The following is a 20,974-nucleotide window of genomic DNA, read 5'->3' as shown; positions in this document are numbered from 1 at the left end:
CGACTCTCTCGTACCACTTTCAAACATGCTATTCACTCTAGGATCAGCCCAATGAAACCGGGACACACCGATAACATCATGCACAAGTGGCACCAGGACGTTTTAGGGCTTCTCTGCGCGAAAACGCAGGCGCGTGTAATCGATAGTCCAGCGCCCGTCGTTGCCCAGCAAACGCGGCGCCAGTTGGCGGGTCACGTCGTCAAGCAGGGGCTCTCGCTCGTCTTCAGCCAATACAGTGAGATATGGACTACCAAATGTCTTGATCCAGTCACGCACCGGGTAGTCGATCACCACCGGCCGATCGAACAGTTCGATATGCGTGACGATGAGCCCGCCCGCTTCGAGCACTCCCCGGTACTCCTGCTCTTCCGGTAGATACCAGGGGTCGATCTCTTCCGCATCATGGCCTCGCGCCATCAATGCTTCATGCACGGCCTGCCGGATGTAGTACGCGTTCCTCGCGCCGGCAAACTCGCCGACGAAACGCCCTCCGGGTACCAACGCTTTCGCAACACCGCGCACAACAGCATCCGCACGACGCATCCAGTGCATCGCGGCGTTGCTGAACGCGCCATCGAATTGCTCGCTAAAGTCCAGTTCCTCGCCGTTGCCGATGTGTACGTCAAGACCACGCGCCTTCGCGGCCGCTACCAACTCCGGGCTGTAGTCGACACCCGTCAGTCGTGCGCCCGTCGCGGCGATTTTTTCGGTGAGGTACCCGTCTCCACAGCCGAGATCGAGAATGCGTTCGCCCGGAAGCGGATTCAGCAACTCGATCGCGCGACCGGCGAGATCGCCGACAAACCGAGCATTGCTTTCATAGAGCTGAGGACTCCACTTCTGGCGTTGCGATGTGCCACGTTCAAAAATCTTCCGCGTCATGATTGAACCTCGAATCGCGTGTGAATATTGGTCATCGTTTTTGCGGTCGCGCCGTCGACGTATGTTCTGTTGAGCATCGTGTGATCCGTGTGCGTGGGACCGGAGTCCGAGTCCGGGTGATAGATTACGATGCGCATGCTCTCGCCCTGACTCTGGAAGCTGTGCGCGACACCAGGCGGGATCACGAAAGCCGTACCTGCACGAAACTCCATCAGTCCATGCCGGGTTTCACAGTGCCCGTCGCCGGACAGAATGACGCCCACCCGTATGGTCGGATGGGTGTGCAACGTTTGTGACGTATTGCGCGGCAAGTGCAGGAAATTGAGGCAAGGCTCGCCGCGCACCGGCGGAGCAAGCAGCACGCTGCTGGTGCATCCGTCGATATATTTCAGCCGGCCGAGCGGTTCAACGGGACCACCTACCAGCGTTGCACCTTCATAGCCGAGGCTCGTGACAAGGATTGCCTGGGCATCGCCTGCCAGCGACACGCCGCCGGGAAAGCAGCCAAACTGGCCGCTTCGCAGTCGATAGGCATTGTCCTTGTGCGACACGTCGAGCTCACCGGACTGAACAACGATAAAGTGTGTGGAATCCGAATCGAATTGCTGCATGCCGCCGGGCGACACGACAACCTTGGTCGGTGTTTCCAACTGGGAGTAGTCAAGCACGGCGGCCCCGCCCAGCGGAAACACCAACATCCTGTCATTCACGGGCAAGTGCGTGCCAGTGTCCATGATATCGCCCTCAGGTTCGTGTTGATTCCAACAACGGTTTGTCAACGAGTCGCCAATGCTCGCGCCCCGATATTGCTTCGCAGACTGATCCGTATTGATGTCGGAGAAAAACATTAATCGATACGGGAATGCACTTCCTAGTCAAAAGCTGCCGTTACCGTCGTTTCTTGTCGCCATCGATGATCCGCTCAGCACGGCCGCACGCCGTATCGCGTCATGCTCGCGCAGCGTCATCTTCTGGAATTTGCCGGTCGAGGTCTTCGGAATCTCGTCGATAAACTCGATCGCATCCGGTAGCCACCAACGGGTAAATCGTACGGCAAGGTAATCGAACAGCGCCTGCGCACTCGCGCTTGCGCCGTCCCGCAATGTCACGTATGCAACCGGCCGCTCCTGCCATTTCGGATGCACGCGTGCGACGACAGCAGCCTCCTTCACCGCCGGATGCCCCATCAAGGCGTTTTCGAGTTCGATCGAGCTGATCCATTCTCCGCCGGACTTGATGAGATCCTTCATGCGATCGACGATCTGAACGTAGCCTTCGTCGTCGATATGAGCCGCATCGCCGGTACAAAGCCAGCCATCCTCGGTCCACGACTCGCTCGCCGGCAAATCGTGATAGCGCGCGGCCACCCATGGGCCCCGAACCTGCAGCTCGCCGACCGTGCTGCCGTCCCAGGCGGCCTCGCCATCGGTCGTCATGATGCGCACATCCACAAATGGCAGCGGCATCCCCTGCTTGAGCCGACGCGAGAATACCTGCTCGCTCGCGCCCTCTGAAAGACGCGGCTTGAGTGTGCCGAACGCCCCCACCGGGGAGATCTCGGTCATCCCCCACGCGTGTGTCGCCGAGATATTCAAGCGATCAAGCGCCGCCAGCATCGCCGCAGGACACGCGGCCCCCGCGACGACGAGATGCAGGTCCGGCGCAAGGCGCGCACGTGCACAATCGTCGCCTTGCAGCCGCTCGATCAATCCATGCCACAGCGACGGCACGCCGGCCGACAGCGTGACCTGCTCGGCGGCCAGCAATTCGAAAAGACTATCGGCGTCGAGCCGGGGTCCGGGCAACACAAGCCTGGTACCCGTCAGGAGCGCTGCAAACGGCAGGCACCAACCGTTGACGTGAAACATCGGAACGACGGGCGCAAGTGTCTGCCGCATTGACAGGTTGAACACGTCTGGCAATGCGATGCAGAACGCATGCAGCACCAGCGCCCGATGGCTGTATACGACGCCTTTCGGCTGTCCGGACGTACCCGACGTATAACAAATGCTCACCGGACGATTCTCATCGGCGGTCACACCGCGAAATCCAGTCCGACCGGCTTCGATCAGCGCTTCATAGTCCAGCCACGCATGGGGCCGTTCAGCCGTCGATACGCGTGTGCCGAACGGCACGATGATCACTTGCTCGAAATGCGTTCGCTCGCGAATGGATTCGTAAACCGGCAACAGGATCTCGTCGACGATCAGAAGACGCGCACCGCCATGATTCGCGACAAACACAAGGTTGTCGGCCGGCATGCGCGGGTTGAGTGTGTGTGTAACGCCGCCCGCGGCCGGAATCGCGAAATAGGATTCGAGATGCGCGTAGTGATTCCACATCAAGGTCGCGACGCGATCGCCGACCCGCAATCCGCAATCGCATAGCATCGACGCGAGCCGTGCGACACGCCCGGCAAATTCGCCCACCGTATATCGGTGCCATCCGCGGTCGGGCATGCGCGACACGATCTCCACATTCGCGTGCACGCGGGCTGCATGCTCGAGGATACCGCCGATCGTCAGCGGAACATTCATCATCGTATGCAGCATCATGATTGCTCCACGGCACCCATCGCGCAATCCTGCACCATGCCGGCCGGCGCGAGCCAGTTCGTCGATTCGCCGCCGCTCTGCGCAGCGGCGACGATTCCGGTCGCCAGCACGTCGCAACGACCGCCGCGGCCGACAAGACAGGCCTCGACGAAGACGAGCGACTGCGTGCGTCGGATCGCGCGGCACTCGATAACCGGGCGTGGATCGCGCACGGCTTTCATAAACTGGATCGACAAGTGCATCGTTCCGCATGTCCTTCCGCGAAAATGCAGAATGCCTGCGACCGACATCGCACAATCGATCATTCCCGCGATCATCGCGCCGTTCAGCGCCGCGGCGCCGAGCCCGCCATCGTGAGCACGCGTGCGGCGCACGAGCGCGAGACGAACCGCGTGTTTGTCGTCGAGATCGAGTTCGACGCCCAGATGCTCGAGGATCGCCATCTTCGACAACCGATCGCGCCACACGCGGCGTTCATCTAGCGTCAGCGGAAAAGCCAGCACGTCACGCGATTCAGCAACGGCGTTCACGCGGATACCTCTTCGGAAACCGGCACGACAGTGGCCTGCGTCGCTACAGAGGTCGGGGTCTGCCGATAGGGCGACCAGATAAACTGACGCCAATAGCTCTCGGCCACCTCCACCCACGTGCGCAACGTATCGACGCTGTCGAGCGAGCGGGCAAGGCTCACCATAAGCCAGCTGTAGACGGCCTGGCTGTCCCGGCAGTCCGCGCAATGGCCGGACGTGCAGCATCGCTCGAGCGTCTGCAGATCCGCTTTCCAGGTATTGAAGAACGGCAGCGTCGGGTTGCCGTTGTGCATGCGCTCGACATTATCCGGATGGTCCTGGCTGATGCTTGGACAGGTCTCATAGCTGAACTCGCCGCACCATGCACGCCCGGTGACCATCGCCTCGATATGCGCCGGATGGTTGAGAACCGTGTCCGGGTACAGGCTTTTCACGCGAAGCATTTCGGCCAGCAAGCGCCGCTCGTTCTCCATGCGCAGCGGATGACCGGTGTTGTATTTGCTGTAGAAATTGAAGCTTACGAAATTGCCGTTGGCACGGATGCGTTCCACCGTCGGCTCGATATGCGCGAGGCCGTCCTCGGTCACCGCAAACACGAACGTCGCGCGCGGATCGTCCCGATAGTTCTTCAGCGCCGTCTCAAACAGCCCGGTGAACCGCCGTCCGCCTGGCTTGATCGCACGCAACGCGTCGTCGAGCGGCCCGCCACCAAACAACGAAATGAACACCGTCACATTGCGAAACGGATCCGTATTCGGAAACGACTCCAGGCCGTTCGTCGAAATCGACACGAAGCGCATCGCATCAACGAACGCCTCGACACGTTCGGGGAACAGCGTCGGCTCGCCGCCGATCAGCAACGCGCAATTGATGCGCCGCTTGCGTTGATTCTTCGCGAACGCGCGCCACGACTCGATGTCCTTGCTCTCCTTCGACACCTTGTCGTGACCGAATTCGAAGAACCAGCAGCCCTCGCACCGGATATTGCAGGCGTTGGTCAAGTGGTATTCGCAGGCACGCACGAGCGCCGAAAATCCGCGGACTTCGGCAAACCGGCGCGCAAGGTCGGCATCCGAACCGAGCAGGGCCGGCAGGCGCTCGGCGATGACGGCCTTGCGCTCCGCGTGAACGTTTCTTGATTCGTTCATGTCATTGTCAGTTGATCGAGTTCGCGATATCGGCAGGCAATGCCTGCATCTCCGGTACGACCAGTCCGAGCGACTGAAGCCGCGGCACTGTCTTGCGAACGAAGCTTTTCCGCAATTCTCCGTTTGTCGTCTTGCGCAACCCCCACTTCACATAAAGCCGCGAGCGGCGCGATTCGTCATGGCCGAACAGCGCCAGTACGTGCGGCCACAATCGATCGACAGCGGCCTGTGCTTCCCTGCGCCCCCCGGCGGTCGCGCATGCGTCGCGCACAATACGGTAGCCGTGAGCGACGTGGACGTGTTCGTCCTTGATGATCTGCTTGACGAAGATTTCGCTGAACGGCTGATAGCTGGAATCCTGGAACTCGAGCAAGTGTTCGAGCACGACGGCCTCGCCCAGGAACGAGAAAATGCCGCGCTCCATCCAGGTCTTGACACCGCGCACCAGTTCGTTCGCATAGTACGGACGCGCCTGGAAATGCTGTTCGAGCATGCCGTTCGTATCGACACCGATATCGCTCAGTACAGCGGCGCTGAGCTGATAGTGCTGAACCTCCTCGGAAGCCCGCTCGCAACAGACAAATTTCTCGAATGCGTTTGGCGCGATGTTGTAAAAAACTTGCGTGTAGTCGTCAGCCCCTGTCAGTTCACCCTCCGTATGAACCAGCATCAAGTGCGTGGCCAGTTGCCGATACTCATCCGGCATGTTTCTAAAATCTTCCGGAGTCCTTATTTCATGCTTGCCGAGCAGCGGCTCGATCTTTTGCGCTGTATCCATGGATGATAGGTATCGACGTTGGTACGAGGAACGGGAACATCAACCGACGCACGTTTGAGCCGTGTGCCGGACAGAATCATCGTACTCGTCGCCTATACCGCTACCACGGCGAAAATTGCACGGCTGGTTGATTCCTGCGTTAGATTTTTCCAATCGCGATTCACATCACCCGACGCTGACCATGCTGCGCGCGGATGCGGCGTGACGTGCACGATAGACGCTCGGCTGAATTCCCTGCAGACGCCTGAATTGCTTCGAGAACTGGACCGGATCGCCAAAGCCGCTGGCAAATGCAATATCCTGAATCGACATGTTGTCCTGGCGCAAACACGCGCATGCGAACTCGATGCGCTTCTTCAACACGTACTGATAGGGCGATATGCCTGTCGCCTCCTTGAACTTGCGGCAAAAATAGTACTCGCTGAGCCCCAGCTGCGCAGACAGCTCCGCCAGGCCCATCGGTTGCGACAGATTGGCGTCGATATAGGCGTCGAGCCGTTTCAGTCTGCTCTGCCCGAGCGCTGACGACGCTTGCCTCGTTACCGCCTTGGGCCGGCGAAAACGGCTGACAACGTGAGCCGCAATCATCCGGCCATAGATATCGGCAAACAGACTGCCGTGCGGATTGCCATCGACGATCTCGGCGTGGAGCATCTCCGATGCTTCGAGTATCAGGCGTTGCTCCGTCTCGGCGAACTGCGGGAACGCTTCGAAACTCGTCACCCCGAGTTCATATGCAACTTCCGCGACGAACGTGGGCCGCAACGCCATCAGATTGAGACTCCCCAACGCGCTCGTATAACGCACGCGATGGGGGGAGCCATTCGGAACGTAGACGGCCGAGCCTCGTCGCTGAGTTTCCTGATGCAATTTCCCGCCGATCCATCGTTCGGCTTTCGACAATGGATTGAGCTTCACCATCAGATAGTGATCGTCGATGACGTGTTCGCCGGTCTCGAACGCGTCGGCGCACCGGTGCTCGAAATAAATCGAGTCCCAACCGAGGCCGTCGCTCGTTAGTACCGAACCGTCCCCGAGCATCGATCGTCGGCTTTCCGGATTTCTGAAATCGAGGCGTGCGTGCTTCATGGTGCCACTCTCCTTACCGGAATTCCGTATTCGCAATTACCGGGGATTAATCAGTCGGACATAAGCCCGATTACATGCGCACCGAGCGGGTCTCGCCGGCGCGGGGACTTATCAGTGATATTATCAATTCGTATATCCATTTCACTATTATTCAATTATTTTTCTCAGACGTGAATGGCGCTAACGGGGGTATGTGATGTTCGATCGAAATCAACTGGAAGCTTTTGCAGCCGTTGTAGAGCATCGGAGCTTCGAGCAGGCGGCCAGTGCGCTTCATCTCACCCGCGGCGCCGTATCGCAGCGCATCAAGGCACTTGAGGAGACTCTGTCCACGGTCCTGCTGGTCCGCGACCGTCCGGTCCTGCCAACGCCGGCCGGAGAAGTCATGCTGCGTCACGTAAGGGCGCTGCGCCTGCTCGAGCACGACGTCCACGCACGGCTGAACGGGGGACTTTCGGTGCAGGAGCGCACACCCGTGACAGTTGGTATCAATGCCGACTCGCTGGCCACCTGGTTCGCAGACTGCGCCACCACGCTTCTCTCCGAACTTCCGATCGCGCTCGAAATCGTCGTGGACGACCAGGATCACACTCGGCCCATGCTGCTGCGAGGGGAAGTCACGGGCTGTGTGTGTACGGAGCCGACCCCGGCGCAGGGCTTCCGGGCAACCCCGCTCGGCATGATGGAATATCGCTGTGTCGCCACGCACGCGTTCGCCGGCCGGCATTTCCCACACGGTTTGACGCTGCGCGAGGTCCCGACCGCGCCGGCGGTGCTGTTCAACCGCAAGGACTCGCTGCATGACGAGTTCCTCGGCATGCTGTTCGGCGTGCAGCTGAAGCAATATGTCCGCCATTACTTTCCGTCGCCCGTCGCATTGCTGGGCGCGATCGCGCAAGGGAGCGGCTACGGTCTGGTCCCGCTCGTCCAGATACAATCGCCCCCCATCCAGGAACAGCTGGTGGACCTTGCCCCGCACCGTGGCCTATCCGTTCCACTCTACTGGCATCACTGGGATCAGGAGCCGCCGCTCGCCCGACAGTTCACCGAGCGTGTCGTCGCCTTCGCGCGCACGGCGCTCGCGAGCACGCCGCAGCCGCCTGCTTCGCCGCCTGTCGTGAGCGCCGTGCCAAACGAATCGGCATAGATAACGGGCCGAGTGCCAACGGAACTGCCTAAGTCGTACGCGGAAGCTTGTACCAGTGCGCGACGAGTACGGCGGCCGACGCGAGTACACCCGTCGCAAGAAACGCGAGCTCGACTTGCCCCTGGACGAGGCCCGACCATTTGGTCAGGTAAAGTGCACCTGAGGTCGAGGAACCGGCGAGCGTTGCACGCTGCGCAACGGCGGCCGGCACGTCGATTCGCAGGAGCAACAGGCCGAACAGAGGCGCAATGCTCGCGATGTAAACGATATTGAGGTCGATCATTGTGCTGATGATGCTTTGCCCACGGTCCGCGACGAGCGCTCCCAGCACGACGACAGCAAGGGTCGCCATCGCACCCGCCTGGCGCTCGGGAGCGCGGGTGAATGCCAGCACCGCGCCCGTCATGGCCCGCACGACGGCGGCACCGGAGCCGAGCGCCGCCGCCAGCAGCGCGACCAGCATCGCCGCGCCGGCTCCACGGCCGGCTTTGCTTGATACGTGCGACAGCACGAAAGGAATCGCCTCCGAGGCGGCAGTCTGATGCGTCAGCACGCCCGCATCGCGCGCAGCGATCACGGCCGCCGCCGGTAACGCACCGACGACGATCAAGACGAATGCGGCAAGCGCGCAGCCCGCCACCGCATCGCGGCGCCGCTTCGCGGAGATCACGAACTGCTGGTAGTCGGCGCCCGTGACGACGAGAAAGACGATCGAAATGGTCATCGCCATGAGCTCGGGCCCGCTGACGACCTGCACATCGCTGACGAAGCGAGGAACTGCATGCAGATAGACTTCCGTGCCGCCAAGACTGACGACGGCACAGACGAGCATGATGCTGCTCGCGAACAGGCATATCGAAAACACTTTCGAGGCAAGCCCGAGACGCAGATGCGCGGCGATGCCGATCGCCGCCATGACGATCGGCATCGCCAGGTGTCGGGGGGTACCAGCAAGCGTCAGTGACGTACTGGCGCCTCGAATCTGTGCCGCGAGCACACCTGTCATCCAGATCACCGACATGCCCGCGACGCAACGGTTCACGGCCGGGCCGTACCAGCGCCCGAACAATTCCCAGATCGGCACGCCGATTTGCCAGACACGACCCGCGACTGCGGCAAGCAGAAGCATGCCGATACCCGTCAACCACGGATACAGCGCTCCCGCCATGCCGTGCGACATCGCGAGCTCGCCCGAACCGAACAGGAAGCCGACGCCGCAGCTCGCCGACACGAGGAGCGCGGCCACCTCCAACATCCCGATGCGCACGTCGCTCATTGCGCCGCCATGTCGACCGGCCGGTGGCATTTGCGCACCACGGCGTCGTCCCCGAAAAAGTATGCGGTACACGTCATGCCACGGGCGCGATAGCTAGGCAGGCCCGACAGCACATTCTGCGCAGCGGCCAGCCGATAGTACGGAACCGACGGCAGCAAATGGTGCGTCAGGTGAAAGCCGTTGTTGTGCGGGTGAATGATCCACCGCCGATACCGCGCAACGGTCGTGTCGCGCGTAAACGAATAGATTCCACCAGGCGCCAGCCCATAGTGATCGCACATCTCGCGCAGCGTCGTGATCGTATGGAAGGTCGTCGCTTTCGCCAAATACCACAACACCAGAACGAAGGCGGCGAATTCGTGGCCGGCGACGGACGTCAACAGCGCACCCAACGCGATCCACCACGCGACGAGCCGCATACGCCGCGTCGCGCCAACCTGCGGATCGACACAATGCCCCGCCACCGCGGAGATCCACGCATTCCGCGAGAACAGCAGGCCAAGATAGGTTTCCCACCAGCCAACACGCGTGGATCGAGGCGCGATGTAGTCCGGATCGTGTTCCGGCGCGCCGAGCATCGCGTGATGACGCGCATGGGTTGCGCGATAGCGCTCGAGATCCACCAGAAGCGCTGGTGCAATCAGCAATTTTGCGAAAGTGTCGCCAAGCCTGCGGTCGCGGTACAGATTCCGGTGCCCTGCATCATGCAGCAAGTTGCCGAGCGCGCGCTGCCGATTACCAATGACGAACAGTGCGGCAATCGTCGCGACCGTGCCGTAACGATACCCGCATGCGGCAGCGACGAAGACCAAAGCCCAGTCGAATGCGACATCGAGCACTGGGCGCGCCGGATCGATATTCCGCAGCCCGCCCCCGCGACGTCCCGCTCCGTCCAGCTCTCGGTGGACAATGGATGCGTCGGTTACCACGGCATCCGTGCTATTCGTTATGGCGTTCATTGGATCACCGCAGATCAGAAACCGAATCGCATGTCGAATTGTGCCGTGGTCACCCGGGCAACGACGAGACCCCCCGATTTTATGGACGACGTTTCGAATATCGATACGATTTAGAATTTTTCGTCGGACGATAGCCGCTCTAACGGAGGCTGCAATCCCGATGCGAGAGCCGCTGCAGCGCTGGTCTTACGCGCTCGTTTCACGTCTCCATGGCTTGAATGTCAGCCACAGCAGCAAACCCGGGCATTGCAGCGCGAGATTGATGCCGAATGCCCATTGGTAGGCAACCACGGGATAGGCGCCCGCCTGCCGCGGCCAATGGGCAATCATGGCACCGAGGCCGGCCTGTACCGCGAACGCGAGCAGGAACACGATCAGGTTGAACGACGTGCTCACGCGGCCCGTCAGCTGTGGCGGCACGCTTTGAGCGATGATCGCGTAGTTCATCGTGGTCGCCGTGCCGAAGAATGTAAACGCGCAGGCAACGAGCAGCGGTGCTGCCCCGCCGCCAACTATCATCAGCACCTGCGATGCGATGAACAGGACGATGCCGCCGCCGCATATCGACAGCGGCCTGACGCCGAAACGATTCAGATAATCGGTCAGCCACCCGAAGACGAGCGAACCCGCGACCATCATCGCGGTGCCCGCCATCAGTACCGCGGCCGACTCGCGGCCGTCCAGGCGACCGACGTCGGTCAGCCAGGCCCCCATCCACAGACCCTGCATCGCCATATACGTGGCGTGCGCCCACACGGAATAGAGGGACAGCCTCCAGAACGGCCAGCTCCGGAACAACTGTCCGACGTCGCGCCACATGTCGCTCATGCGTGCCATGGATGACGTCGACGAACGTTCCGGCACAACGACGAAAATCAGCACGCTCGCGGCGACTGTACCGACCGCCAGCATCGCGAATGCCGTCCGCCAGTCGACGAAATGCAACACAGTGTGCATCGGTGTCGTCGACGCCATTGCGCCGAGACCGCCCACGGCAAGCAGCATTGCGGTCGCCAGCGACAGTCGCGCGGGCGGCAGCCATTGCGAGCTTGCCTTGATCGCCGCCATCAGAGAACCGGCCACGCCGAAGCCGATCAGCGCCCTGCCTACCGTCAGCTCCGTCAGCGATTGCGCGTGTGCGAAAAGCAGCGCGCCGGCTGCCGCAACAAGCAGCAGCGGCGCCTGTCCGCGACGGCATCCATAGCGGTCGAGCATTACGCCAATAGGAAGTTGCGCGATCGCGAACGCGAGCAGGTAGGCACTCGTCAGCCAGCCGAGCGCGCTGGCATCGAAGCCCAGGTCGCGAGCCAGAACCGGATAGACGATCGCATTGACGTTGCGGTACAGATACGAGAGAAAATGCGCGAACGCAAACGGCAACAGCACACAGACGACGATCGAGGCGACCGCCCTGTCCGGTTTCGGCACAACACCGGACGAGGTTCCCTGCATATTTCCCATGACGCTGCCTCCCTGGTCAAACTCATAACAACGCGGGTGCATCTGCAAGCGGATGCGCATGCTTTTCCGTTTCGCCGAACGTATCGCCCGCTTCATGGGCGCTTGTGTCGATGCATGACGTGCGAAATTCACTGCAATAACGACCACGCTCGTCGGCAAGCCAGAGTTCGTCACCCGCGGGGCGCATCTCCGAAAACGCAATCGGCTCCCCCTTCCGCGCCCATCGCGCGAGAAGATCGATCGCGAACGGATTGCGAAAATCGACGAATACGGGTTTCGGCTCGCTCGCGCACTTCATGAACACGTATCTCGGCAAACCGGTTGCCCGCGCCCAACCGCGCCATGCCAGGTAGTCGCCGGCTTTCTCGAACGGATTGTCCGATCCGACCGGAAAGTCACCGTCGATCTCCCAGGTACGGCGCTTGATCAGCACGCGACCGCACTTGATGCGTCGCGATTCGCATTGCCCGATCGCTTCGCCCGCCAGCGCGAAACCGAAGCGCTGAAGACTGGTCGGCATCACCGTCAGCAAGTTCGCCTCGATACCGCTCGCGCGATCGCGGCAAACGAGCACGCCATCGCACAACACGACCGCTACCGCGCCAGCGCGCACACGTCTGCCGTGGTCGACGCGCGCGCCACCGCCGGGAAGCTCGAGCTGGTGCAAAGCAGGCACATCCAGCCAGTCGATGTGCGAACGTTGATAAGTACGCGGCGAATCAGCCGCGACTAGCGTCGCCGGCGCGAGAAGCGCCTGGACCTCGTCCCGAACCGCATCCGCAAACGGGCAGAACGGTTGCGCGACGGGTTGCGATACCGTATGGACACCTGGATGAACCTCGCCGACGACGATCGAGTATTCTCCGCGCGCCACCGCATCGACACTCGCCGCCGCAATCATGAAGTCGGGCGAATGGACTCGCCTCGTCGAATCCTCTACAACGCCTGCGCGCGGCTCCGCCGCGTCGAGCACCCTGAACAGCCAGGACCAGTCCGCGTCGCTCAGGCAAATCTCGTCCACGCCTGCGTGTCTCCCGCTGAGTCCAGCCCAGGCGTCGCGCAGAATCGCGCGGATCGATTCGCATACTGCTTCACCCGCATCGCCCCCCATCGCCGACGAGATGAACGCGAGGAAATCGACCGGCTCGCCATTCGACGACAGTGCGTGCCAGTACTTCAGATACCGGTCATGCAAACGAACGGCCAGTGCATCGACGAGCCATGTGTAAAGGCGCAGCGGTGCGTCAAGCTCGCGCTGTACGTCGCGCGCGAGCATGCCTCCGATTTCGATCCGAAGGTTGCGCGCGCAGTCTTCGTAAACCGGAAATCGCCCGACGTACATCCGCCCATGTTCTCGTGAACGATCGACACCGGCATCGGCGAGTTGCGTATCGATCTGCTCGAGTGCGGCCTGACGCGCCAAGAGATCACCCGTTTCGAACCGGGCGCGCAATACTTCAAGGCGCGCACAGACATCGAGCCATTTTTCTTTCGCTACAGCGGGCGCATCGAGCGCCGTGACAGCCTCGTGAAGGCGCGGAATCGGCATCCCGCAACCGGGCCCAATATCGAATCGCCTGGCAATGACGCGCTTCGTCAACATGGCTTCGAGGCAACTGCGCGCTTTGTCGTGCGGGAATCCCGCTTCGGCCAACTGCGCGAGTAGTCGGCGTGCCGAAAGCGGCGACTGCGTATCGGCGACGGCGCTGATCAGTTTCCGCGCCAGTGTGCCCAGTTCGACCGACTTTCCCACCGGCACATGCAAGCGGGTGCCGCGCAGATCGCATCCCGGATTCAGCATCAGCGGCACGCCGTCGGCAAGATCCGTATCGGCGGCGATCGCTTCTGCCAACCGCTCGACGACCCAATGCTCGAACATGGTCTTGCGTGATGCGAGCCATGAGCCCGCGGCGCGGCGAACGACAAGATTCTGTGTCGACTTATACGCGAATCGGCCCCATGCAATCGGCCCGAAAAAGCTCGTCGTGTCGTTCTTCGCGCACAACCGCTGAATGTAATTCCATGCGAGCCGAAGGCGTTGCCGCGTGCGACTGTCGATGCTCCCGACATCGTGCTCGGCAAGCGCATCGATGCGCAGCAATGCTTCTGGGTTCGACAGATACAGCGCTTCACGCGCGCTGTCGTCCCGAAAGAATACGACGAGATTCCGTCGAATGTCGAGAATCGCTCCAGCATACGTCCGGTGCAAACCGAGTTCGCGTTCGTCACGTCGCGCAATGCACGCGTTCCGGCCGTCCGCCAATGGCCCCGCGGCGACCCGCATCGCGGCGGGCAACACCGAGACGTCGAACGCCGACGCCGTCGCGAGCCGCCGCTCGAGACGGTCGACGAATTCTGTCGCGACGGCGCGCGCGAGCGCCATCAGTTCGGCGTCGTATTCCCCGATTTCACGCTCGAGACGCCGGTACGCATCGATCTCGTCATCGAGACCAGCGTCAATGGCAAGCGTGTCGAGCGTATCGAACGGAAACCCGGCCGATCTCATCCAGAAGAACAACGACCATTTCATGACGGTACCGCCCCGGATCCGCGGATTGCATGACAGGCTTCCAGCATCGACAGGAACTGCAGGTCTTGTTCCGTAAGCGGCCCCGCCCCGCGCTGTTCGAGCGCGCCCGACAGTTCCGCATGCGTGCAAGGCACCTCGAGGGCATCATAGAGCGTCACTGCACGGGCAGGCACGCGAGCAAACCGCACGGCGCTGCGCGCATCCTTCAGATAGATGAAATAGTGCTCGACGCCGACGACGAGCAACGTCACGCCGAGCTGCGTCTTGTCGCGCAACCACGCCGACAGCTGCATCTCGCTGCGGTGATAGCGCGCGCGATGTGTTCGCTCGATCAGCCCGGCGCGCGCATCTCGAGCGGCATCGAGAACGCCCCCCCGCGGCCGCCGGCTCTGCTCGATCAGCCACTCCACTGTACTTTCCTCGAATGCGATCAGCGGTGCCACACGGCGCAGACGATCGCTATCAAGCGTTTCCCGAAGGAATGTCAGCGCATCCTTGCAGTACCCGTGAACGTACGGGCCGTAATCCTTCCAGCCGCATCGATCGAGAAACGCGTTTCCGGAAGCATGAACGTCGCACCCGAGTGCGAGCAGCGCGCGCAGTGTGAGCGGCGCTCCGGTCTCCAGCGCGTTCAGGAACGAGTTCGCCAGCCGGAACCGGTAGTTCGTCACGAACCAGCGGGTGCGGTCCGCCCGCATCGCGTAAGTGAGTGCCGCCTCACGTGCCTCACCGTGCAGGCCGAACGAATCGTCGAGCGCCTTGGCGGGATCGGCGGAAAACACGGCATGCTGCAATGCGGGTTCGCGCAGGATCCTGCGCCACACCTGCCACACCACCTGTGCGTCCAGCGTCGTCACGATGCAGCCTCCTGAGCGGCCGGCACGCGAACCGGCGACGCGTTCGGACCAAGGCGATTCCAGATGGCTCGCGCACGCTCGAGATCAGCGACGATCATGTCGCGGTCGCTGTTGCCGCCAAGCACGCGCGTATCGGGATGATGAGCCTGTCCCTGATATTCGAGCACGATCGCGCATGGCGACGCGCGCCCGAGCAACTCCTCGTATAGCTCCCACACCGGCTCGGGGATTGGAGAGTCGTGCCAGTCGTGATAAAGGCCGCCGTGCCAGCTACCGCCGGCTAGGTGAACGGAAATCACGCGATTGAGCGGAATCGTATCGAGATAGTCGTCCACGTCGAAGCCCCGCAGGTTCAGTGAATTCGTATAAATGTTGTGCAGATCCAGATGCAGAAACGTGCCCGCCTCGTCGACAAGCTCGGCGAGAAATTCGGCTTCGCGCATTTCCGAGCCCGGACAGGCGAGATAGTAGGCCGCGTTCTCGTGAGCTAGCGGCATACCGTACAACTCTTGCAGCTCGGCGGCGCGCACAGCGCAACGCTGCCGTTCGCGTCTCGAAAACTGCAGCGGGCTGCTCCAGATATCGAGCCAGGAGTCGTCGCCGTAAAAGCAATGATCGGCAACCCACGGGCTGCCGAGCTCGCGTGCGATCGGCACATGACGCTGCACCGCCGGCGACCCGTCGAGCGCGCCGAAACCGAACTCGCAACCGTAGTTCGAGTGGGCGAGCAACGGCCATCGCGCGGCGAGTCGCTCGAGCGTCTTGCGTGCGCCCGGCCGGATCAGATGCGGGCCGTCGAGCGGCCCCATCACGTTATCGAGCAGGATTTCGAACAAGTCGACCTGCAACGACTCGAACGGAAACCAGTCGAGAATCTCGGGGTTGTACTGGATGCCCACGCCGATTGGATCAGGCTTGCTCAACTTCGTCGCGAGAGGAGTCATGTTCGTCGATGGCCTGCCGAACGTTACGCGAACACTTTACTTTCAATCACCTCGATATCGTCGAGATTGAAGTCCTCAAGCGCGAATTCCGCGCCATCGGGCTTCGACTCGTCATCGAGCCGTTCGCCGCCCGTGCACGTCGCGCGATCGCCGTCGGTCTCGATTTCGCTATCGACCTTCGCTTGTCCAGTCAGATCTTTCATGAAAGTGTCCTCCATCGATTGATTGCATCAATTCACCCTGGCCCCATGCCAGCGCGCACTCAGGTTCTCTTTGGGGCGCATCATCGGCGCCTGCTTGTTGTCACACTTCCCTGTTGCTCCGTTTGCGGCGCGGCCGCCGTGTCATCCAGCGCGCATCAAGCGTACGATGCCGGAAGCGACCCACGTCCACGCCGCAATCCAGCCGACCGCAGTGCCGAATGCCGTCGCCCAGTACAGCCTCCTGCGCTCCGGAACGGGGGCATCGTCAAGCTCGCGACGCAATAGTCGATCGCGGACGTATCGAAATGCCCGCTGCCGCAATCTCGGCACGCCGAACCATTCGGTCAGTGCCAAATAGGTATCGCCGTTGAAGAACGGCAGCAACGTTGGCACAAGTGCCGCCGCTGCGCTCACGGACATCACGACGGCTAGCGTATTCCACGGGCTTTCGCGCGGCACCGCCGCCCACATCGCGAGGCCGGCCGCGACAAAAAGCAGGCTCGCAAACGGACCCATCGCGATGGTCACCAAGCGCTCACGCAACGGCAATGCGGACCAGTCCCGTTGTAGCGGGCGCGCCCAGCCCGTTGCCAGAAGCAGATAGACCGCGATGCCAAAGTCGGTCACGCGCACACGATAGAGACGGCATGCGAGCGCATGTCCGAGCTCATGCACCGCGATCGAAGCGACGACGACGGGGTAGTGCCAAAGAACCCAGTGCCAGTCATGCGAGTAGACGTCGACGACATTGGCCGCGAACTGCGACGCGTGCCGGATCGGCAACACGCCCGTCGCGACGATCGCGATGCAGCCGATCCCGACGAATCCTCGCGAGCACAGCCACCGCGCGCGGCTGAAGACAAGGTCGAGCAAGCGTTCCGGCGCAAAGCGCATGACCTGGATCGACAATGTCCGCTTCAACGGGCCGTAGTCGATACCGGCAGCTGGATCTCGTCGGTTCACGCCGGCTTCGCCGGCGCACGCAAGCAACCCCAGCCGGCGCAGGCGCTGCTCGAATGCGACGAGTTTCCCGACCGGCAGCCGCCGCCCGTCCGCGGACAGGATCGCGCAAACTTCTGCGGCCGAGCGTGCGCCGTTGAACAGTCGCGCGACGCCCAGTTCATTCTCGCCAAGGTAGTACGACAGATCGGTCACCGGATCGTAGACCGTATGACGACGGTCCGCGTCATCGGGCTGCGGCGCATAGACGCGCAAATCGGAGCGAAACGCCGCGTGGCTGCCGACATGCGCCGTCGCGCACGTGCTTGTTGCATCCCTCATCGCGCCCTCGCGGGAAGCAGCGAATCTGCCGCGCGATGCCGGATATAGCCCTTCAACGACGTCATCCGTGCGATGGGTGCGTGACGCTCCGGCCACCGTTCATCCAGCATGGCAAGCAGCGAGCCGTCGCCGATCGGCGCCGATGCCCTGCCGAGCACGTGCACGGCACCGGGCCGCGTCGGGCCGCAGATCGGCTCATCCGTCGACAGAACCGGCTCCCAGCCGTGTCGCAGCATCAGCATTTCGATCGAGGCGATGGTCAGATAGCGGCGGTGATTGTGGGAGAAGTGCCCCTTGATCACGCCATACCCCAACGCACGCCCCTCGATCAAAAGCAGACCGCCTGGAACACACGCCTTCCGGCATGCAGCGAGCACGCTGTTCACGTCGTATACGTGTTCCAACGAACCGATTATGACGATCAGGTCGAACTGCGCGTCGGGCAGACGCATGTCCTCGGCCGCGACGGTCTCGATGTCGAGCCGCAGCCGCTCTCGACCGAATGCCGAATAGGTCGCGTCCGGATCGTTCCCGGTAACGCGCCAGCCTCGCCTTGCAAACGGAATCATCATGCCGCCCGCCGAACATCCGACATCGAGCATGCGGCCGCCCGGCCGCAGATGGGCTTCGAGGTTGCGAAACAGGTGCTCACCGCGGCGCATCTGATCCAGCACGAAATCGCGTGCGGGACCGACGTCGCCAAATAATGCATTCCGATAGGACTGCTCGTAATAGCGCTGATAGAACGACCGATCAAAACGTGGATTCTGATAAAGAAACCCGCAACGCCGACACACTACGACCGGCAGTCTGTGGTAGCAACCGTCGATCGTTTCCACCTCGTCGACGACGACATCGCATGTGCCGCCGCCACATATTTCGCATGCGACATGATGCGCACTGACACCGTCTGACATGCCAACGGCGCGCAGATACGCGTCGAGATCCGCATCCAGCGAGCCCATGCCTGATCCTGATTGCCCCATTTGCCGAACCCGCCGTCCTATTTGATCGCGAAGAAACCTTCGAAGCACACATGCTTGAAGATCGACATCACGTCCACGAAGCCGGCACGCTTGAGCATGTCGACATTTCCCTGGGTTGAGAACGGTTCAAGCACGCCCTTGAGGCTTCGCGACTTTCCGATGATTTCGTTGGGCGCGTAGCCGCGCTCGAGCTTGTAATCGACATAGACACTGCTCGCGATGTCCTGGAAACGGGCATCCGGCGCACGGACTTTCTCGAACATTACGAACGCCCCTCCCCAGTTGAGCGATTCGTAAATTCGGCGTATGAGTTCCTGCCGCACGCGGGGAGCAATGAACTGGACCGTATAGTAGGCAACAATGAAATCGCTCGTCTCGTAAGGAAATGAAAGCGCGTTGTCGACGCAATACGTAACGTTTTTCGGCGTCGGTGAAATCTGCGTCAGGTAGGCATTCGCCTGCTCGATCATGTCCGGTTCGACATCGATTCCGACCCATCGCGCGGACGCACCATGCCGCTGCGCGAGTTGCCGCGTCAGCGCGCCGGTCGAGCAGCCAATTTCGTAGCAGACGGAATCGTTCTTGACAAAGAAATCGCTCAGCGCCAGCACGATGTCATGGCCGCTCGCATAGCCCGGTACCGATTTCGACACGTGCGCCTCGAATTGACGCGCGGTTTCTCCCGCGAAGCTCCAGGCGGCATTTCCCGTGACGATGCCGTCGCCGGCGGAAAGCGCATGATGCCCGTCCGCGATAGTGAAGGTCTCTTCGATCATCAGCGAAACTCCAGGTGACTCGGCGATGGAATGACGTTATTCGAATGCGCGACGGCATACCTAGTCATTAACTGCCCCAACCGCGTTTTCTTGACGCGTACTTGCGTATCCGGCGCGCATCACGCGACTCGGAACAACGCCTGTGCAAGCTGTGCGACGCCCTCTTCGATTCGCGCCGGCGGCACCGTCACGAACGACAGACGCAACGTGGCGACGTCCGGTGCACCCGCGAAGAATGGCGCACCCGGCACGAACGCGACTTTCGCGCCGGAGGCCGGTGCGAGCGTCGCCTCCAGCAGCTTCGTCGTGTCGATGCCATACTGCGTGCGCGCCCAGAAGAACATCCCTCCGTCCGGGACGTTCCAGTCGAGGCCGGATCGGCAGTGTCGCTCGAGCGCATCAAGCATCACGTTTCGCTGGGCGAGATAGAGCGCGCGAATCCTGTCGACATGCGCTGCAAGAAACCCCGTTTGCACGACGTCGTGAATGATCCGCTGCGTGAAGCCGGACGTGTGCAGGTCGCTTGCCTGCTTGGCCTGCACCAGCTTCATCATCAAGGGGCGCGGTGCAATCGCATACCCGACACGCAGCCCGGGTGAAACGATTTTGGAAAACGAGCCGAGATAGACGACGTGTTCCGGTGCGATGGACAGCAGGCTCGGCAACCGCTTGCCGTCGTAGCTGAGTTCGCCATACGGATCGTCTTCCACCACCACGACGTTTTCCGCCGCCATCGCCCGCATCAGATCGCGCCGCCGCGCTTCGGGCATACGCCGCCCGGTCGGATTCTGGAAATTCGGCATCGTATAGAGGAAGCGTGCCCCGGCAATGCGATCCTTTTGCAACGCATCGGTCACGATGCCGTGCGCATCGCACTCGACTGGCACGAACTCGGGCTCGAACAGCGAAAACGCCTGCAATGCACCGAGATAAGAGGGATTCTCGACCAGCACGCGCTTGCCGGGATCGATCAGCACTTTTGCCAGCAGATCGAGCCCTTGCTGCGAACCCGTCGTGATCAACACACAGTCCGGGTGCACGCCGTGGCATTCGGCTATCCATTCCCGCAGCGGACGATAGCCTTCCGTCGGTGCGTACTGCAAGGCAGCTTGAGGCGCGTCGGCAAGAATCTTTGCCGCCGCTTCCTGCATCAGGGTGACAGGAAATGTCTGCGGCGCCGGAATGCCGCCGGCAAAGGAGATGACCGACGGATCTTCCGTCACCTTGAGGATTTCCCGAATGGCAGACGAGGTCAGCCGCTTGGCGCGCTCCGAAATATCGAAATCCATGGCTCGATCGAGAATGAGAAAAGATCAGGCTACGACCGGCGCTTTGGAGACAGGTAGTCAAATCCTGCCCCATCAGGACAACGTTGCGCCTTCTTGTCGTGCGTGCTTGCCCGTGCCGCACGCGTCGGCATTCGCGATCGCGCGACGCCCCCGGCTCGCGCATCGACGTTCGCCCGGGCACGTCAAGAAAGCACGGTCGCGGCAGCTAATGACTAACCGCATCGCGTGCGCGTCGATTACGGTAACGCCACCGGAGGCAAGACCGGCCCCCCGGGCGGGTGCA

General features: G+C 61.7%; 19 protein-coding genes. 1 reads left to right on the top strand and 18 read right to left on the bottom strand.

Annotated features, from left to right (window positions below; genetic code table 11):
- Positions 1 to 102: 102 nt before the first annotated feature.
- The 7 genes from NQV17_RS34605 to NQV17_RS34575 all read right to left on the bottom strand — a co-directional run bounded on the left by NQV17_RS34605 (position 103) and on the right by NQV17_RS34575 (position 6,982).
- Positions 103 to 882 (bottom strand): class I SAM-dependent methyltransferase, encoded by a 780-nt coding sequence (locus NQV17_RS34605; RefSeq protein WP_257775682.1) that lies wholly within the window; start codon positions 880 to 882, stop codon positions 103 to 105.
- Positions 879 to 1,730 carry a cupin domain-containing protein gene (locus tag NQV17_RS34600; RefSeq protein WP_257775681.1) on the bottom strand — a complete coding sequence of 284 codons (852 nt, stop codon included), beginning with the start codon at positions 1,728 to 1,730 and terminating at the stop codon, positions 879 to 881. The genes NQV17_RS34605 and NQV17_RS34600 overlap by 4 nt, the downstream gene beginning before the upstream one ends.
- Positions 1,731 to 1,757: 27 nt before the next feature.
- Positions 1,758 to 3,437, bottom strand: a complete 1,680-nt coding sequence (locus NQV17_RS34595; RefSeq protein WP_257775680.1) for a long-chain fatty acid--CoA ligase — start codon at positions 3,435 to 3,437, stop codon at positions 1,758 to 1,760.
- Complete coding sequence (locus tag NQV17_RS34590) at positions 3,434 to 3,880, bottom strand: PaaI family thioesterase (protein WP_257775679.1); 447 nt, start codon at positions 3,878 to 3,880, stop codon at positions 3,434 to 3,436. The genes NQV17_RS34595 and NQV17_RS34590 overlap by 4 nt, the downstream gene beginning before the upstream one ends.
- 83 nt (positions 3,881 to 3,963) lie before the next feature.
- Positions 3,964 to 5,115, bottom strand: a complete 1,152-nt coding sequence (locus tag NQV17_RS34585) for a radical SAM protein (protein WP_257775678.1) — start codon at positions 5,113 to 5,115, stop codon at positions 3,964 to 3,966.
- Positions 5,116 to 5,122: 7 nt separating this feature from the next.
- Positions 5,123 to 5,893, bottom strand: a complete 771-nt coding sequence (locus tag NQV17_RS34580; protein ID WP_257775677.1) for a Phenylacetic acid catabolic protein — start codon at positions 5,891 to 5,893, stop codon at positions 5,123 to 5,125.
- A 165-nt stretch (positions 5,894 to 6,058) separates the two neighbouring features.
- Entirely contained in the window at positions 6,059 to 6,982 is a 924-nt protein-coding gene (locus tag NQV17_RS34575) for a helix-turn-helix domain-containing protein (protein ID WP_257775676.1), read from the bottom strand.
- A 196-nt stretch (positions 6,983 to 7,178) separates the two neighbouring features.
- Here NQV17_RS34575 and argP point away from each other — a divergent pair, with 196 nt between their 5' ends.
- Positions 7,179 to 8,129, top strand: a complete 951-nt coding sequence (argP, locus tag NQV17_RS34570) for an HTH-type transcriptional regulator ArgP (protein WP_257775675.1) — start codon at positions 7,179 to 7,181, stop codon at positions 8,127 to 8,129.
- Between the two features lie 28 nt (positions 8,130 to 8,157).
- Here the strand turns inward: argP and NQV17_RS34565 are convergent, their stop codons facing one another.
- The 11 genes from NQV17_RS34565 to NQV17_RS34515 form a co-directional block, all read right to left on the bottom strand.
- Positions 8,158 to 9,405, bottom strand: coding sequence for a hypothetical protein (locus tag NQV17_RS34565; RefSeq protein WP_257775674.1), 1,248 nt, complete (start codon positions 9,403 to 9,405; stop codon positions 8,158 to 8,160).
- Complete coding sequence (locus NQV17_RS34560) at positions 9,402 to 10,364, bottom strand: fatty acid desaturase (RefSeq protein WP_257775673.1); 963 nt, start codon at positions 10,362 to 10,364, stop codon at positions 9,402 to 9,404. The genes NQV17_RS34565 and NQV17_RS34560 overlap by 4 nt, the downstream gene beginning before the upstream one ends.
- 186 nt (positions 10,365 to 10,550) lie before the next feature.
- On the bottom strand, positions 10,551 to 11,885 hold the full coding sequence (locus NQV17_RS34555) for an MFS transporter (protein ID WP_257775672.1): 1,335 nt from the start codon (positions 11,883 to 11,885) through the stop codon (positions 10,551 to 10,553).
- Positions 11,848 to 14,355 (bottom strand): lantibiotic dehydratase family protein, encoded by a 2,508-nt coding sequence (locus NQV17_RS34550; RefSeq protein WP_257775671.1) that lies wholly within the window; start codon positions 14,353 to 14,355, stop codon positions 11,848 to 11,850. The genes NQV17_RS34555 and NQV17_RS34550 overlap by 38 nt, the downstream gene beginning before the upstream one ends.
- Positions 14,352 to 15,212 carry a hypothetical protein gene (locus tag NQV17_RS34545; RefSeq protein WP_257775670.1) on the bottom strand — a complete coding sequence of 287 codons (861 nt, stop codon included), beginning with the start codon at positions 15,210 to 15,212 and terminating at the stop codon, positions 14,352 to 14,354. The genes NQV17_RS34550 and NQV17_RS34545 overlap by 4 nt, the downstream gene beginning before the upstream one ends.
- Complete coding sequence (locus NQV17_RS34540; RefSeq protein WP_257775669.1) at positions 15,209 to 16,135, bottom strand: DUF692 domain-containing protein; 927 nt, start codon at positions 16,133 to 16,135, stop codon at positions 15,209 to 15,211. Before NQV17_RS34540 ends, NQV17_RS34545 begins: the two co-directional genes overlap by 4 nt.
- A gap of 44 nt (positions 16,136 to 16,179) precedes the next feature.
- On the bottom strand, positions 16,180 to 16,359 hold the full coding sequence (locus NQV17_RS34535) for a TglA family RiPP precursor (protein WP_257775668.1): 180 nt from the start codon (positions 16,357 to 16,359) through the stop codon (positions 16,180 to 16,182).
- Positions 16,360 to 16,500: 141 nt separating this feature from the next.
- Positions 16,501 to 17,640 carry a M50 family metallopeptidase gene (locus NQV17_RS34530; RefSeq protein ID WP_257775667.1) on the bottom strand — a complete coding sequence of 380 codons (1,140 nt, stop codon included), beginning with the start codon at positions 17,638 to 17,640 and terminating at the stop codon, positions 16,501 to 16,503.
- Positions 17,637 to 18,605 (bottom strand): bifunctional 2-polyprenyl-6-hydroxyphenol methylase/3-demethylubiquinol 3-O-methyltransferase UbiG, encoded by a 969-nt coding sequence (locus NQV17_RS34525; RefSeq protein ID WP_257775666.1) that lies wholly within the window; start codon positions 18,603 to 18,605, stop codon positions 17,637 to 17,639. Before NQV17_RS34525 ends, NQV17_RS34530 begins: the two co-directional genes overlap by 4 nt.
- 38 nt (positions 18,606 to 18,643) lie before the next feature.
- The gene (locus NQV17_RS34520; RefSeq protein ID WP_257775665.1) at positions 18,644 to 19,402 is read right to left on the bottom strand and encodes a methyltransferase domain-containing protein; all 759 of its coding nucleotides are present in this window, start codon (positions 19,400 to 19,402) and stop codon (positions 18,644 to 18,646) included.
- Positions 19,403 to 19,521: 119 nt separating this feature from the next.
- Positions 19,522 to 20,691, bottom strand: coding sequence for a PLP-dependent aminotransferase family protein (locus NQV17_RS34515; RefSeq protein ID WP_257775664.1), 1,170 nt, complete (start codon positions 20,689 to 20,691; stop codon positions 19,522 to 19,524).
- Positions 20,692 to 20,974 lie beyond the last annotated feature (283 nt).

Origin of the sequence: Burkholderia sp. SCN-KJ (assembly GCF_024656005.1) — a bacterium.
Lineage (GTDB): Bacteria > Pseudomonadota > Gammaproteobacteria > Burkholderiales > Burkholderiaceae > Burkholderia.
This window is presented reverse-complemented; position numbering and strand designations above follow the sequence as displayed.

Bases quoted from the DNA above. Each gene is read 5' to 3' on its own strand.
- NQV17_RS34575 (WP_257775676.1), bottom strand. From the start codon at position 6,982: ATGAAGCACGCACGCCTCGATTTCAGAAATCCGGAAAGCCGACGATCG.
- argP (WP_257775675.1), top strand. From the start codon at position 7,179: ATGTTCGATCGAAATCAACTGGAAGCTTTTGCAGCCGTTGTAGAGCAT.
- NQV17_RS34605 (WP_257775682.1), bottom strand. From the start codon at position 882: ATGACGCGGAAGATTTTTGAACGTGGCACATCGCAACGCCAGAAGTGG.
- NQV17_RS34580 (WP_257775677.1), bottom strand. From the start codon at position 5,893: ATGGATACAGCGCAAAAGATCGAGCCGCTGCTCGGCAAGCATGAAATA.
- NQV17_RS34550 (WP_257775671.1), bottom strand. From the start codon at position 14,355: ATGAAATGGTCGTTGTTCTTCTGGATGAGATCGGCCGGGTTTCCGTTC.
- NQV17_RS34530 (WP_257775667.1), bottom strand. From the start codon at position 17,640: ATGAGGGATGCAACAAGCACGTGCGCGACGGCGCATGTCGGCAGCCAC.
- NQV17_RS34525 (WP_257775666.1), bottom strand. From the start codon at position 18,605: ATGGGCTCGCTGGATGCGGATCTCGACGCGTATCTGCGCGCCGTTGGC.
- NQV17_RS34535 (WP_257775668.1), bottom strand. From the start codon at position 16,359: ATGAAAGATCTGACTGGACAAGCGAAGGTCGATAGCGAAATCGAGACC.
- NQV17_RS34585 (WP_257775678.1), bottom strand. From the start codon at position 5,115: ATGAACGAATCAAGAAACGTTCACGCGGAGCGCAAGGCCGTCATCGCC.
- NQV17_RS34595 (WP_257775680.1), bottom strand. From the start codon at position 3,437: ATGATGCTGCATACGATGATGAATGTTCCGCTGACGATCGGCGGTATC.
- NQV17_RS34590 (WP_257775679.1), bottom strand. From the start codon at position 3,880: ATGGCGATCCTCGAGCATCTGGGCGTCGAACTCGATCTCGACGACAAA.
- NQV17_RS34600 (WP_257775681.1), bottom strand. From the start codon at position 1,730: ATGTTTTTCTCCGACATCAATACGGATCAGTCTGCGAAGCAATATCGG.
- NQV17_RS34520 (WP_257775665.1), bottom strand. From the start codon at position 19,402: ATGATCGAAGAGACCTTCACTATCGCGGACGGGCATCATGCGCTTTCC.
- NQV17_RS34560 (WP_257775673.1), bottom strand. From the start codon at position 10,364: ATGAACGCCATAACGAATAGCACGGATGCCGTGGTAACCGACGCATCC.
- NQV17_RS34565 (WP_257775674.1), bottom strand. From the start codon at position 9,405: ATGAGCGACGTGCGCATCGGGATGTTGGAGGTGGCCGCGCTCCTCGTG.
- NQV17_RS34515 (WP_257775664.1), bottom strand. From the start codon at position 20,691: ATGGATTTCGATATTTCGGAGCGCGCCAAGCGGCTGACCTCGTCTGCC.
- NQV17_RS34555 (WP_257775672.1), bottom strand. From the start codon at position 11,885: ATGCGCATCCGCTTGCAGATGCACCCGCGTTGTTATGAGTTTGACCAG.